Annotated in this window: 2 protein-coding genes; one reads left to right on the top strand and one right to left on the bottom strand. The window is 70.6% G+C overall.

All coding sequences use genetic code 11. The features are described from left to right. Positions 1-14487 (top strand): non-ribosomal peptide synthase/polyketide synthase (locus ACWDUD_RS10650; protein ID WP_450109292.1); only part of this gene is annotated, 14487 nt, incomplete at its 5' end. A gap of 69 nt (positions 14488-14556) precedes the next feature. Here ACWDUD_RS10650 and ACWDUD_RS10655 read toward each other — a convergent pair. Beyond that, the gene (locus ACWDUD_RS10655) at positions 14557-15651 is read right to left on the bottom strand and encodes an alpha/beta hydrolase (RefSeq protein ID WP_450109293.1); all 1095 of its coding nucleotides are present in this window, start codon (positions 15649-15651) and stop codon (positions 14557-14559) included. Positions 15652-15843: the final 192 nt, after the last annotated feature.

The raw sequence follows: 15843 nt of genomic DNA on the forward strand, positions 1-15843 counted from the left end.
CTGGGCCGCACCGATTTCCAGGTGAAGGTGCGTGGTTTCCGGATCGAGCTCGGTGAGATCGAATCGGTTCTGCGGAACCAGGATTCGGTGGCGCAAGCCGTCGTCGTCGTGCACAGCGACCGGCACACGGGCGAGCAACTCGTCGGATACGTCGTCCCCGCGGACGGCGCAGCGGTCGACGTGTCGGCGCTCGCGGCCGGGCTCGCGGCGGAACTGCCCTCGTACATGGTGCCCACCGCGTGGGTGGTGCTCGACGCGCTGCCGTTGAACATCAACGGCAAGATCGACCGCAAGGCCCTGCCGGCGCCGCAGGTGGTGCAGCGCGAGTTCCGGGCACCCACGACCCCGGTCGAGCAGGCGGTCGCCGCGGTGTTCGCCGAGGTGCTCGGCGTCGAGCGGGTCGGCTTGGACGACGATTTCTTCGCGCTCGGCGGTAACTCGCTGGTGGCGACGCAGGTGACGGCCCGGCTGGGTGCGGCGCTGGATGCGCAGGTGCCGGTGCGGGCGGTGTTCGAGGCCTCGACGGTGGCGGCGCTGGCCGCGGCGGTCGAGTCGCACGCCGGTTCCGGTGCGCGGGCGGCGCTGACGGCGCGTCCGCGTCCGGAGCGGGTGCCGTTGTCGTTGGCGCAGCAGCGGATGTGGTTCCTCAACCGCTTCGAGCCGGACTCCGCGGCCTACAACATCCCGATTCCGATGCGGCTGAGCGGTACGCTCGACGTCGCCGCGCTCGAAGCGGCCGTCCGTGACGTGATCTCCCGGCACGAGGTCCTGCGCACCTTCTACCCCGAGGTCGACGGCGCCGGTGTCCAGGAAGTGCTTCCGGCCGGGTGGCTGCCGGACGGTCTCGACCCGGTCCGGGTCGCCGACGACACCGAGCTGCGCACCCGGGTCGCGGAACTGCTGTCCGCGGGCTTCGACGTGACCGCGGCGCCGCCGGTGCGCGGCGCCCTGTTCCGGATCACCGAGGACGAGCACGTGCTCGCTCTCGTCGTGCACCACATCGCGGCCGACGGTGTGTCGACCGGACCGCTGGCCCGAGACATCGTCCTGGCCTACACGGCCCGCGTCGGCGGTCAGGCCCCCGCCTGGCAGCCCCTCGAGGTGCAGTACGCGGACTTCGCGCTGTGGCAGCGCGAGGTCCTCGGCGACGAGGCGGACCCCGATTCGTTGCTCTCGCAGCAACTCGACTACTGGGTCGACACGCTCGCCGGAACGCCCGACGTGCTGGACCTGCCCACCGACCGGCCCCGGCCGGCGGTGCGCGACGGCGTCGGCGGAACCGTCGACTTCGCGGTGCCGTCGGATGTCGTCGCCGGGATCAAGCGTCTGGCGGCGGAGCAGCGCGCCACGCCGTTCATGGTCGTGCACACCGCCCTCGCTGTGCTGCTGGCGCGGTTGTCCGGCAGCGACGACATCACGATCGGCACCCCGGTCGCCGGTCGCGGCGAGGCCGCACTCGACGACCTGGTCGGCATGTTCGTCAACACCCTGGTGTTGCGCACCCCGATCGATGCGGCCGCGTCGTTCCGCGACCTGCTCTCGGGAACGTCCCGCGCCGATCTCGGCGCGTTCGCGCACGCCGACGTCCCGTTCGAACGCCTCGTGGACCGCATCAACCCTGTTCGCTCGCAGTCGTTCTCGCCGCTGTTCCAGGTCATGCTGGCGTTCCAGAACTACGGCCAGTCGGTGGTCGAGCTTCCGGGTCTGTCGGTGTCTGCGCTCGAATTCGACTGGCAGGCAGCGCAATACGATCTCTCGGTCACCCTGGTCGAACCGGCCGGAGGTGACGGGTCCTACCTGGGCGAGATCGGCTACGCCGCGGACATCTTCGATGCAGCGACCGTGTCCGCCATCGCGGAGCGCCTCGTCCGCGTCCTGGCGGCCGCGACGGCCGATCCGGACGTCGTCGTCGGCGACCTCGAACTGGTCGACGACGATGAACGCCGCCGGATGCTCGTCGAGTGGAACGACACCGCCCGACCGGAGACCGACGAACTGCTGCTCGACGGATTCGCCGCGCAGGTGCAGCGGACGCCGGACGCGCCGGCGGTGGTGTTCCGCGACGAGATCCTCGACTACGCGGCGTTCGACCGCCGGGTGAACGCGCTCGCGCAGGTCCTCGTCGACCGGGGCGTGGGTCCGGAAGTGCTGGTCGGCGTGTGCATGAGCCGATCCGTCGACATGCTCGTCGCGATCTACGCGATCCTGCGGGCCGGCGGCGGCTACGTTCCGATCGATCCCGAGCATCCCCTCGACCGCACGGCGTACGTGCTCGAGGTCGCGGCACCGCTGCTCGTGCTCACCACCGCCGCGGACCGTGACGCCCTGCCGGGCGAGGTCGCGGCGATCGACGTCGCGGACCTCGACCTCGGTGTCGATACGGCGCAGGTCGAGACGGCGCAGGTCGTGACGGCCGCCGGTCTGCGACCGGACAACACCGCGTACGTGATCTTCACGTCGGGTTCGACGGGACGCCCCAAGGGCGTCGCCGTCTCGCACCGGTCCGTCGTCAACCAGATCGCCTGGATGGCAGAGCGGTACGACCTCGGAGCCGGGGACACCGCGCTGCACAAGACGCCCATCACGTTCGACGCGTGTGTGTGGGAGCTGTTCTACCCGCTGCAGGCCGGTGCCCGGCTGGTGATCGCGGAGCCCGGCGGCCACCGCGACCCCGAGTACCTCGTGCAGGTCTCCCGCCGGTGGGACGTGTGCATCCTCGAGTTCGTGCCGTCGATGCTCGCGCTGTTCCTCGCCGACGACGGCCTCGCCCTGCCGCCGTCGCTGCGGTACCTGTCGGTCGGTGGCGAGGCACTGCCCCCGGAACTGGTGGCGCGTTTCGTGTCGCGTTCGGATGCGGTGCTCGACAACACCTACGGACCGACCGAGGTCACCGTGACCTCGACGGTGTTCCGTTGTGTCGCAGAGGAATCCTCGTCGGTTCCGATCGGTGAGCCGATCCGCGGCGTCCGTGCGTACGTCCTCGACGCACGCCTGCATCCGGTGCCCGTCGGTGTCCCCGGCGAGCTGTACCTGTCGGGTGTCCAGGTCGCCCGCGGCTACCTCGGCCGGCCGGACCTGACCGCCGAGCGTTTCGTCGCCGACCCGTTCGATACCACCGGTGGTCGCCTCTACCGGACCGGCGACCTGGTGCGGTGGCTGCCCGACGGCACGCTGGACTACCTCGGCCGCACCGACTTCCAGGTGAAGGTGCGTGGTCTGCGCATCGAACTCGGCGAGATCGAGACGGCGCTGACCGACCTGCCGGAGATCGGGCAGTCCGTCGTTGTGGTCCACGACGGTGAATTCGGTCAGCAGCTCGTCGCCTACGTGGTGCCGTCGCCGGGCGCGACCGTCGATGTCGACGCCGCCCGCGACCGCCTCGGCGAATCGCTGCCCCGGTACATGGTTCCCGACGTCGTGATGGTGCTGGACGAGCTTCCGCTCAACCACTCCGGCAAGCTCGACCGGCGCGCTCTGCCGGAGCCGGTGCTCGCCGTGCGCGAGTTCCGCGCCCCGACGACCGCGGTCGAGGAGATCGTCGCCGCCGTCTACGCCGAGGTGCTCGGTCTCGATCGCGTCGGCCTCGACGACGACTTCTTCGCCCTGGGCGGCAACTCGCTCGTCGCCACCCAGGTGGTCTCCCGGATCGGCAGCGAACTCGACACCCGGATCCCGGTGCGCGCGCTGTTCGAGGCCCCGACGGTCGCCGCACTCGCCGCGGTCGCCGAGCAGCACGCCGGTGCCGGCGGCCGGGTCGCGCTCACCGCGCGGCCGCGGCCGGACCGTATTCCGTTGTCGCCGGCGCAGTCCCGGATGTGGTTCCTCAACCGGTTCGATCCGGAATCGGCCGCGTACAACGTGCCGGTCGCGATCCGCCTGACGGGTGAACTCGATGTGACGGCCCTCGAAGCGGCCGTCAACGACGTCGTCGCCCGGCACGAAACCCTGCGCACCGTGTACCCGGAGGTCGACGGCGCCGGCACGCAGGTGATCCTGACGGCCGCGCAGGCACGGATCGAGCTCCCGCCGCGCGAGGTGACCGAGTCCGAGGCGCTCGAGCGGGTGTTCGCCGCGGTGGGAACCGGATTCGACGTCACCACCGCGGTGCCGGTGCGCGCGGAGCTGTTGCGCGTCGCCCCGGACGAGCACGTGCTGGTGGTCGTGGCGCACCACATCGCGGCCGACGGTTTCTCGATGGGACCGCTGACCCGGGACGTGATGGTCGCGTACGCGTCCCGGTCGCGCGGGGAGCACCCGTCGTGGGCACCGCTCTCGGTGCAGTACGCGGACTACACGCTGTGGCAGCGCGAGGTCCTGGGGGCCGAGGACGATCCGCGGTCGCTGATCGCCGGCCAGCTCGACTACTGGACCACCGCGCTGGAGGGTGTGCCGGATCAGCTGGATCTGCCCACCGACCGGCCCCGGCCGGCCGTCGCGTCGAACACCGGCCGCGACCAGCGTTTCGAGATCGGAGCGGACGTCCAGGCCGGCATCGCCGACCTGGCGCGGCGTACGGGCGTGACCGCGTTCATGGTGGTGCACGCGGCGTTGGCCGCGGTCCTGGCACGCATGTCCGGCAGCGACGACATCGCGATCGGCACGCCGGTCGCCGGTCGCGGCGAGGCCGCGCTGGACGACGTGGTGGGCATGTTCGTCAACACGCTGGTCCTGAGGACGCGCATCGACGGCTCGGAGCCGTTCACCGACCTGTTGTCCCGGGTCAAGGACACCGATCTCGGTGCGTTCGGGCACGCGGACGTGCCGTTCGAGCGGCTCGTCGAGGTGCTGGATCCGCCGCGGTCGCAGGCGCGGCACCCGCTGTTCCAGGTGATGCTCACGTTCGAGAACATCGGGCAGTCGAGCTTCGAGCTGCCGGGGCTGACGGTCGCCGGTGTGCAGGCCGAGAACCGCACCGCGAAGTTCGACCTGCAGTTCGTGCTGTCGGACACGTTCGCCGCCGACGGTTCGCCCGCGGGAATCGCCGCCGGTGTCACCTACGCGACCGATCTGTTCGACGAGGCGACCGTGGCGTCGCTCGCGCAGCGGTTCACCCGGGTGCTCGCGGCGGTCGTCTCCGATCCGGTTCTGCGGGTCGGTGACGTTCCGGTGCTGGATGCGGCCGAACGGATCTCGGTCCTCGAAACGTGGAACGACACCGCACACGCGACGGATTCGACGGCGACCCTCGTGGATCTGTTCGAGGCGCAGGTCGCGCGCACCCCGGACGCCCCGGCGGTCGTGTTCGGTGACGAGACCCTGACCTACCGCGAATTCGCGTCGCGGGTGCACCGGCTGGCGCGGGTCCTGATCGCGTCGGGTGTCGGTCCCGATGCGCTCGTCGCCCTGACGATGCGTCGGTCGACCGAACTGCTCGTCGGCATGTACGCGGTGGTCGTGGCGGGCGGCGCGTACGTGCCGATCGATCCCGACCAGCCGGCCGAACGCAACGAGTACGTGCTCGCGACCGCGGATCCCGTGCTCGTGCTGTCCACGAGCACCGACGCGATCGAGGCTCCGGGCCGGGACGTGGTGCTGCTCGATCGGCTCGACGTCTCCGGCTACCCGGACGGTCCGGTCACGGACGCCGAACGGCTCGGTGCCGTCCTCCCGGACAACACCGCCTACGTGATCTTCACGTCCGGTTCGACGGGCCGCCCGAAGGGTGTGGCGGTCGCGCACGCCGCGATCGTCAACCGTCTGCTGTGGATGCAGGGGCAGTACGAACTGACCGCGGACGACGTGGTCGTGCAGAAGACCCCCTTCACGTTCGACGTGTCGGTCTGGGAGTTCTTCTGGCCCTTGCAGATCGGTGCCCGCCTGGTCGTCGCGGCACCGGACGTGCACCGCGATCCGGCGGCGCTGGCCCGGCTCGTCGCCGACGCCGGCGTCACGGTCGTGCACTTCGTGCCGTCGATGCTCGCCGCGTACGTCGCCGAGCCGAGCGCGGCGGCGGGATCCGGACTGCGGATGGTGTTCGCCTCGGGTGAGGCGCTGCCCGCGCCGATCGCCGCGCGGATGCGGGAACTCGTGCCCGGGGTCGCCGTGCACAATCTCTACGGGCCGACCGAGGCCGCGGTGGACGTGACCTTCCACGAGGTCACCGACGCGGACGTCGTGGCCGTGCCGATCGGTGCGCCCGTGTGGAACACCCGGGTGTACGTGCTCGACGACCGGTTGCAGCCGGTGCCCGTGGGTGTCGCCGGGGAGCTGTACCTGTCGGGTGTCCAGGTCGCGCGTGGCTACGTGCGGCGTCCCGACCTGTCCTCGGAACGGTTCGTCGCCGACCCGTTCGCGACCGGTACGCGCATGTACCGGACCGGTGACCTCGTGAAGTGGTCGGCCGCCGGGGAGCTGGAATACATCGGCCGCACCGACTTCCAGGTGAAGGTCCGCGGTCTGCGCATCGAACTCGGCGAGATCGAGTCGGCGCTGACGGACCTGCCCGAGATCGCACAGTCCGTCGTGGTGGTCCACGACGGGGAACTCGGTCAGCAGCTCGTCGCGTACGTGGTGCCGGCGGACGGCGCGGATGTCGAGGTGGCCGCGGTGAAGTCCGCGGTCGGGGCACGCGTGCCCGCGTACATGGTTCCCGACGTGGTGACCGTGCTCGACGCGTTCCCGCTCAACGCGTCCGGCAAGCTCGACCGCAAGGCCCTGCCCGCGCCGGTGTTCGAGGCCCGGGAGTTCCGTGCCCCGGCCACCCCCGTCGAGGAGATCGTCGCGGCCACGTTCGCGCACGTTCTCGGCGTCGATCGCGTCGGTGCCGACGACGACTTCTTCGCGCTCGGCGGCAACTCGCTCGTCGCGACGCAGGTCGCGGCGAGGCTCGGGGCGGCCCTCGACACCGAGGTGCCCGTGCGTGTCCTGTTCGAGGATTCGACGGTGACGGCCTTCGCGGCCCGCGTCGAATCCCGCGCCGGTTCGGGCCGGCGTGCGCCGCTCGAGCCGCAGGCGCGCCCGGACCGGATCCCGCTGTCGCTGGCGCAGTCCCGCATGTGGTTCCTCAACCGGTTCGACACCGCGTCCGCGGTCGACAACATCCCGGTGGCGGTGCGCCTGTCCGGCGAACTCGACGTCGACGCGCTGCGTGCGGCGGTCGCCGACGTCGTGGCCCGGCACGAGGTGCTCCGCACCGTGTACCCGGAGGTCGACGGCGCCGGGCACCAGGTGGTGCTGCCTGCCGGTGAGGCCGGGGTCGAACTGGACGTGCGGGCCGTCACCGCGGACTCGGCGTTCGAGGTGGTCACCGAGATCGTCGAGTCCGGATTCGACGTCACCGCACAGGTTCCCGTGCGTGCCGCGCTGTTGCAGCTCGGCGACGGCGAACACGTCCTGGTCTTCTCGGTCCATCACATCGCCGCCGACGGCTTCTCGATGGCACCGCTGACCCGGGACGTGATGATCGCGTACGCCGCCCGCTCGCGCGGCGAGGCCCCGGCGTGGGCACCGCTGCCGGTGCAGTACGCCGACTTCACGCTCTGGCAGCGCGAGGTGCTCGGCGCCGAGTCCGATCCCGATTCGGTGATCGCACGGCAGCTCGGCTACTGGACCGAGCGGCTGGCGGGCATCCCCGACCAGCTGGACCTCCCGAGCGACCGGCCGCGGCCGGCGGTGGCCACCAACCGGGGCGCGGCCTACACGTTCACGCTCCCGGCCCGGCTGCAGGACGCGATCGGCGCGCTGGCGCGTGACCGTCACGCGACCCCGTTCATGGTCGTGCACGCGGCGCTCGCGTCCCTGCTGGCGCGGTTGTCCGGCACCGACGACATCGCGATCGGCGCACCCATCGCGGGCCGCGGCGAGGCCGCGCTCGACGATCTCGTCGGCATGTTCGTCAACACGCTGGTCCTGCGCACGGACGTCGCGGCGGGCGAAGCGTTCGAGGAACTGCTCGGCCGGGTCCGGTCCACCGACCTCGGGGCGTTCGCGCACGCCGACGTCCCGTTCGAGCGCCTCGTCGAGGTGCTCGACCCGGCACGGTCGCAGGGCCGGCATCCGCTGTTCCAGGTGGCGCTGTTCTTCCAGAACATGAACCGCACCGCGCTCGAACTCGGCGGACTGTCCGTCGCACCCGTCGAGACCGAGACGAACCTCGTCAAGTTCGACCTGCAGGTCGCGGTCGCCGAGATGTTCGACGACGCCGGCGCATCGGCCGGTGCCGCGGTGGAGATCCAGTACGCCACCGACCTGTTCGACGAGTCGACGATCGTCGCGTTCGCGGACCGCTTCGTGCGGATCCTCGAAGCGGTGACCACCGACCCGGCGATCGCAGTCGGTGACCTGCCGGTCCTCGCGGCGGACGAACGCGCCGAGATCGTCGATGCGCGCAACCGGACGCAGCATCCCACCGTCGACACCCTGCTGCTCGACAGCTTCGACCGGCAGGCGGTCCTGACTCCGGACGCGAATGCCGTGGTCTACGAAGGTGATTCGCTCACCTACGCCGAGTTCGATGCTCGTGTCACCGCGCTCGCGCGGCACCTGATCGCGCTCGGGGTGGGTCCGGAGTCGCGGGTCGCGCTCGCGATGCGCCGTTCGCTCGAACTGGTCGTCGGCATGTACGCCGTGCTCCGCGCGGGCGGCGCGTACGTGCCGGTCGATCCGGATCATCCGGCCGATCGCATCGCCTACATCCTCGACGCGGCGGACCCGGTCGCGGTGCTCAGCACCGAACGGGACGACTTCACCGCCGCGAGCGGCCGGACCGTGCTGTTCCTCGACACCCTGGATCTGTCCGGTGTCCCGACCGATCCGATCGAGGACTCCGAACGGCGCGGGTCCGTGTACGCGGGCAACACCGCGTACGTGATCTTCACGTCCGGGTCCACCGGCAAGCCCAAGGGTGTCGCGGTCCCGCACGGCGCGATCGTCAACCAGATGGAGTGGATGCAGGGGCAGTACCGGTTCACCGAGGCCGACGTGTACCTGCAGAAGACCGCGACGACGTTCGACGTGTCGCTGTGGGGCTTCTTCCTGCCGCTGCGGGTCGGGGCGACCCTCGTCGTCGCAACCCCGGACGGCCACCGCGACCCGCTGTACCTCGCGGAGCGGATCCGTTCGGCGGGGGTCACGGTCACCGACTTCGTTCCGTCGATGCTGTCGGTGTTCGTCTCCGCGGTGGCGGCGGGCGACGTCGCGGGCCTGCGCGACGTGTTCGTCATCGGTGAGGCCCTGCCCGCAGCGACCGCCGAGGCGTTCGCGCGGATCAGCGGCGCCGGGCTGCACAACCTGTACGGCCCGACCGAGGCGGCCGTCTCGATCACCTACCGGCAGGCCGCGCCGGGCGATACCGGCTCGGTGCCGATCGGTGTGCCGCAGTGGAATTCGAAGGTCTACGTCCTCGACTCCCGCCTGAATCCGGTACCCGACGGCGTGCCCGGCGAGCTGTATCTCTCCGGCGTGCAGTTGGCGCGCGGTTACCACGGCCGCGTCGACCTCACGAGTGACCGGTTCGTGGCCGACAGGTTCGAGGCGGGCGAGCGGATGTACCGCACCGGTGACCTCGTGTACTGGCAGGGCGGTGAACTCGTCTACATCGGGCGCACCGACTTCCAGGTCAAGTTCCGCGGCCAGCGCATCGAGCTCGGCGAGATCGAGGCGGCGCTGCTCGACGACGACGCGGTCATCTCCGCCGCGGTGCTCGTCGTCGACACCGCCACCGGTGAACAGCTCGTCGCGTACATCGTGCCGGGAGCACCGGAGTCGTTCGACCTCGATCGGGCCCGCCAGGCGCTGAGCCGGAAGCTGCCGACCTACATGATGCCGTCGGCCATCGTCGTGCTCGACGCGTTCCCGCTCAACGCGTCGGGCAAGCTCGACCGCAAGGCGCTGCCGGCGCCGGTGTTCGAGGCGCGGGAGTTCCGGGCGCCGTCCACCCCGGTCGAGCAGATCGTCGCCGGAGTGTTCGCGGACGTTCTCGGCATCGACGCGATCGGTGTCGACGACGACTTCTTCGAGCTCGGCGGCAACTCGCTCGTCGCGACCCAGGTCGTGGCCAGGCTCGGAGCGGCGCTCGACGCCGCGGTGCCGGTGCGTGCGCTCTTCGAGGCGACGACCGTCGAAGCGCTCGCCGCGCGTCTCGAGTCGCACACCGGCGGACCGGGTCGTGCCGCACTCGTGCCGCAGCCCCGCCCCGAGCGGATCCCGTTGTCGGCGGCGCAGTCCCGCATGTGGTTCCTCAACCGCTTCGACCCGGGTTCGGCCGCGTACAACATCCCGATCGCGATCCGCATGGCGGGCGCACTCGACGTGGCGGCACTGCAGCTCGCCGTCGACGACGTGGTCGCCCGCCACGAGGTGCTGCGCACCGTCTACCCGGAGGTCGACGGCACCGGGGTGCAGGACGTGCTGTCCCCGGAGCGGGCCCGCCTGACACCGGCCGTCGAGAACGTCTCGGAGACCGCCGTACTCGAGCGGGTCGCCGAGCTGGTCACGGCCGGGTTCGACGTCACGACGGCGGTTCCGGTCCGCGCGGCTCTGCTGCGGATCGCCGAGGACGACCACGTGTTCGTGTTCGTCGCGCACCACATCGCCGCGGACGGTTTCTCGATCGCGCCGCTGACCCGCGACGTCGTCACGGCGTACGCGGCCCGCGTGCAGGGTGGCACCCCCACCTGGGCGCCGCTGCCGGTGCAGTACGCGGACTACACGCTGTGGCAGCGGGACGTGCTCGGCGACGAGGCGGATCCGCAGTCGCTGCTCGCGCAGCAGCTCGGGTACTGGACCGAAGTCCTCGCCGGGGCTCCCGAGGAGGTGACGCTGCCGACCGACCGGCCGCGTCCCGCCGCGCTGTCGCACCGCGGTGCCACCCACCGGTTCACCGTGCCCGCCGACGTGCGGGCCGGTATCGACCGGCTGGCGGGGGAGCGGGGATCGACGCCGTTCATGGTGGTGCACGCCGCGTTGGCGCTGCTGCTGGCGCGGTTGTCCGGCAGCGACGACGTCACCGTCGGTGCTCCGGTGGCCGGTCGAGGTGACGCCGCGCTCGACGATCTCGTCGGCATGTTCGTCAACACGCTCGTGCTGCGCACCCCCGTGGTGGCCGACGAGACGTTCGCGGACCTGCTGGCGCGGGCCAGGACGGCGGATCTCGGCGCGTTCGGACACGCCGACATTCCGTTCGAGCGTCTCGTCGAAGCGCTCGACGTCGAACGGTCCACGGCGCGCAACCCGCTGTTCCAGGTGGCTCTGGTGTTCCAGAACCAGCCGGCTGCGGCGTTCGATCTCGGTGGACTGCGGCTCGCCGCAGTCGAATTCGAGGACGGAGTCTCCCGCTTCGACCTGCAGGTGACCGTCACCGAGGTCGGTGCCGGAGGCGAATACCGCGTCGACCTGACCTACGCGACCGACCTGTTCGACGAGTCGACCGTGGTGGCGTTCGCCGAGCGGTTCGGCCGGGTGCTCGCCGCGGTCACCGCCGATCCCACGATCGTCGTCGGGGACGTCGAGGTCCTCGCGGACTCCGAGCGCGCGGCCCTCGTCGGCGCCGCCCGCGCGGGCGCCGCTGCCGCTCGCGCTCCTCGCGGCCGGGTGTGGACGTCGACCCTGCCCGCGCTCATGGCGGAGGCCGTCGCGAAGAACCCGGACGGGACCGCGCTGGTCTTCGGCGACCGCTCGCTGACCTACCGGGAACTCGACGAGCAGTCCTCGCGCCTGGCGCGGGTGCTGCTCGGCCGGGGAATCGGATCGTCCGATCTCGTCGCGATCGCGGTGCCGCGGTCGATCGAGTCCGTGCTCGCCGTGTGGGCGGTCGCGAAGACCGGCGCCGGCTACGTCCCGGTCGACGTGAAGTACCCGGCCGATCGTGTCGCGCACATGATCGACGATTCGGGAGTCGTTCTGGGCCTGACGATGTCGGCGCACGTCGACGGACTGTCGGACGGTGTCGACTGGCTCGTGCTCGACGACGCGGACGTGCGGTCCCGGTGCGCTGCCGAATCCGATGCGCCGGTCACCTACCGGGATCTGCCCGCACCGATCCGGTCGTCGCAGGTCGCGTACGTGATCTACACGTCCGGTTCGACGGGTCTCCCGAAGGGCGTCGCCGTCACCCACGCCGGTCTGCACAACTTCTGCGTCGAGCAGTACGAGCGGTACTCGCCGACGGAGCAGTCGCGCGTCCTGCACGTGGCATCGCCGAGTTTCGACGCGTCCGTCCTCGAACTGCTGCTGGCGCTCGGCGCGGCCGCGGCGATGGTGGTCTCGCCGCCGGACGTGTTCGGCGGGGACGCACTCGGGGACCTGATCCGGCGCGAGTCGGTGACGCACGCGTTCATCACCCCGACGGTGCTGGCGTCGATGGATCCGGTGGGTCTGGATTCGTTGCAGCATCTCGTCGCCGGTGGCGAGGCGGTCTCGGCGGACATCGTGGAGAAGTGGGCGCCCGGACGGTCGCTGTACAACGGCTACGGGCCGACGGAGACGACGATCATGTCGAACATCTCCGAACCGATGGTCCCCGGTGCGCCGGTCACGATCGGCGGGCCGATCCGCGGAATGCGGGAACTGGTGCTCGACAGCCGGTTGCGGCCCGTGCCGGTGGGCGTGCCCGGCGAGTTGTACATCGCCGGTGTGCAACTCGCTCGCGGATACCACGAGCGTCGCGGTCTGACCGCGGAGCGATTCGTCGCGGATCCGTTCGGTGTTCCCGGTGACCGCATGTACCGCACGGGCGATGTCGTGACGTGGACGGCGGACGGCGAGATCGCCTACGTCGGGCGCAGCGACTTCCAGGTCAAGATCCGCGGTCTGCGCATCGAACTCGGCGAGATCGACGCGGCCCTTTCCGCGCACCCGTCCGTCGACGTGGCCGCGACGGTCGCGCACAAGGACGGCGAGTCCTCGTCGGCGCAGCTCGTCGGATACGTGCTGCCGGTGGCGGGGGAGCGGATCGATCCGGCCGAACTCAAGGAGTTCGTGGCGAGAAGCGTTCCCTCGCACATGGTTCCGTCGGCGATCATGGTCCTCGACCAGCTGCCGCTGACCCCGGTCGGCAAGCTGGATCGCCGGGCCCTGCCGGCGCCGGTGTTCGAGGCGCGGGAGTTCCGCGCACCCGTCACGCCGGTCGAACTCGCGGTCGCGGCCGTGTTCGCGGAGGTCCTCGGTGTCGAGCGGGTCGGTCTCGACGACGACTTCTTCGAACTGGGCGGGCATTCGCTGCTGGTGATCAAGGTGATCAACCGGTTGCGGGACCTGACCGGTCTCGAGGCCGGGGTCCAGGAGTTGTTCGACCACCCGCAGGTCGAGGATCTCGCGCGGGCGATCGACCCGCAGCGCAGCGGACCGGACGTCGCGAGCTTCGCGGAACACGTGAGCCTCGCCGCGGACATCACCGCCGACGGGGCGCAGCCGCCGCGCGTCGAACCCGAGGTCGTGCTGTTGACCGGTGCCACCGGTTTCCTCGGCTCGCACCTGGTGCGGGAACTGCTCGATCGCACCGACGCCGAGGTGTGGTGCCTCGTCCGGGCCGAGTCGCCCGAACACGGCCTGGCCCGCATCGTGGAATCGATGCGCCGCTTCGGATCCTGGCGGGACACCGGAGCCGACCGCATCGTCGCGGTGCCGGGTGATCTCGGGCAGGACCGGCTCGGGCTCGACGAGGACCGGTTCGCCGAACTCGCCGAGCGGGTCGACGCCATCGTGCACAACGGGGCACGCGTCAACCACATCGAGACGTACAGCCGGTTGCATCGGCCGAACGTGCTCGCGACGGAGGAACTGCTGCGGCTCGCCGCGACCGTCCGGCTCAAGCCGCTGCACTTCGTGTCCACCGGCTCGGTGCTCACCGACGAGGCGGCGCTCGCGGAAGGGCGGCCGTACGTCGCGGGCGAGGACGATCTGCTCGAGGCGGAGCGGGTCGGCGGCTCGGGGTACGTCCAGTCGAAGTGGGTCGGCGAGGCCGTGGTCCGGCTCGCCGGCGAACGGGGCGTTCCGGTGTCGATCTACCGGCCCGGTCTGATCACCGGCGACGTGGAAACCGGTGCGTGCGGCTCGGACGACGCGTTCTGGAACATGGTGCGCGCCATCGTCGCGCTGCAGCAGATCCCGGACATCGCGACCGGCACGGTGCCGATGGTCCCGGTCAACTACGTCGCGCGGGCGCTGGTGCAGCTCGCCGTCGATCCGGTGACCTGGGGCGGGACCTACCACCTCGTGTCGCAGCGGCGGGTGCCGATGGCCGATCTCGAAACACAGTTGCGCGCGCACGGATTCGACCTGCGCACGGTGACGGTGCCCGAGTTCGGGGAGGCGTTGTTCACCACGGCGGAGAAACTGTCCGCGGCCGGTGACGACAGTCTGATGCGTGCGATGCTCGTGTCCGGCCAGTTCGCGACCGGTCTCGCCGAGATCGAGACGTTCTCGGACGAGAAGACTCGCGCGCACCTGGCCGGGACCGGCGTGGACTGCCCGGTCGTGGACGCGGAGGTGCTCGGTCGGTACGTGGAGTACTACGCCCGGACCGGCTTCTTCCGCCGGCTCGACGGCTAGAACCGGAAACGGCCGGACCGGAACGTGGGTTCCGGTCCGGCCGTTCCGGTTTCGAGCTGTAGATACGGATCAGACGCCGAGCGCACCGGCGAGGACCGGCCAGGAGTTCTGGAGCTCGTCACGCCAGTAGCCCCACGAATGCGTTCCGGTGGGCCGGAAGACGACGGTCGCGGGAATGTCGAGTTCGTCGAGCCTTCGCGCCATGTTCTGCGTGCAGCCGTTCGTCGCGGCCTCGATGATCCCCCCGACGACGACCTGGTTCGCGAGTACCCCGATGTCCCCGTCGATGTCGGGTCCGGTGAGGGTGTCGTACTGTCCGGGCAGGCCGCTGCCGTTCGACAGGTACAGAGCCAGACCACGCAGCTTCTCGGCGTTGACGTAGGGATCGTTCTCCACCCAGTCGGGGTCGTCCGGTGGGCCCCACATGTTCTCGGTGTTTCCGTCGCCCCAGGTTTCGACCACGAGATTCACGTACGCCTGCCCGACCGGGTCCGACGTCTGCGCGCAGCCGCTGTACGCGGCGACGCCGCGGTAGAGGCCCGGTTTCGCGAGGGGAAGCTGCAGCACCGACGTGCCCGACGACGAAAGGCCCGCGATCGCGTTGACGCCGTCGGCGCCCAGACCGGCGTCGATCAACGGGGGCAGTTCCTCGGTGAGGAAGGTGGTCCACTTGTTGACACCGAGCACCGGATCGGGCCGCTGCCAGTCGGTGTAGTAGCTCCACTTGCCGGCCATCGGGGTCACCACGTTGATGTTCTTGTCGGCCAGGAACGTCGCCGCGTCGGTCCGTGCCCGCCAGGTCGCACCGTCCTCACCGCCGCCGGCGCCGTTGAGCAGATACAACGTGGGGCGGGGCACGCTCGTGTCCTTCGGACGGATGATATCGAGCGGGATCTCCCGGTCCATCGACCCGGAATACACGTACATCACGAGGGACTGGGCGTCACGCACCTCGATCCGTGTGATGCGTGAACCGTTGACCGACACCGGCGATGCGAGCGGCCGTGCGTTGTCGATGACCGGATCCGCCTCTGCGGCACCGGCGGTGACAACGGGGAACAGTGCGGTGACGAGGGCGAACGCTGCCGCCTGGGCCACTCGCGCACGCCGCGTTCTGCTCTGGCCGGGCGCGCGGAGCGCATCGCGTGATGCCGGTCGGATCATCGTCGTGGACCTGCCTGTCGGGGGCGTCGGAAGCCCCGACGCCGGCTGGGTTCGGTTGTCTCATCGTCGCGAAACGGGTTTCCGTTTCATCACGGCAATAGTCCCTCGACGGCCGATGCACGGCCGGAGATCCGAACTTCTTTACGGTATCGTCACCGTTGGCGTACGGTGTGATCCGCACCGATGGGGGGT

It is taken from the genome of Rhodococcus sp. NPDC003382 (genome assembly GCF_053589135.1).

Bases quoted from the DNA above. Each gene is read 5' to 3' on its own strand.
- ACWDUD_RS10655 (WP_450109293.1), bottom strand. From the start codon at position 15,651: ATGATCCGACCGGCATCACGCGATGCGCTCCGCGCGCCCGGCCAGAGC.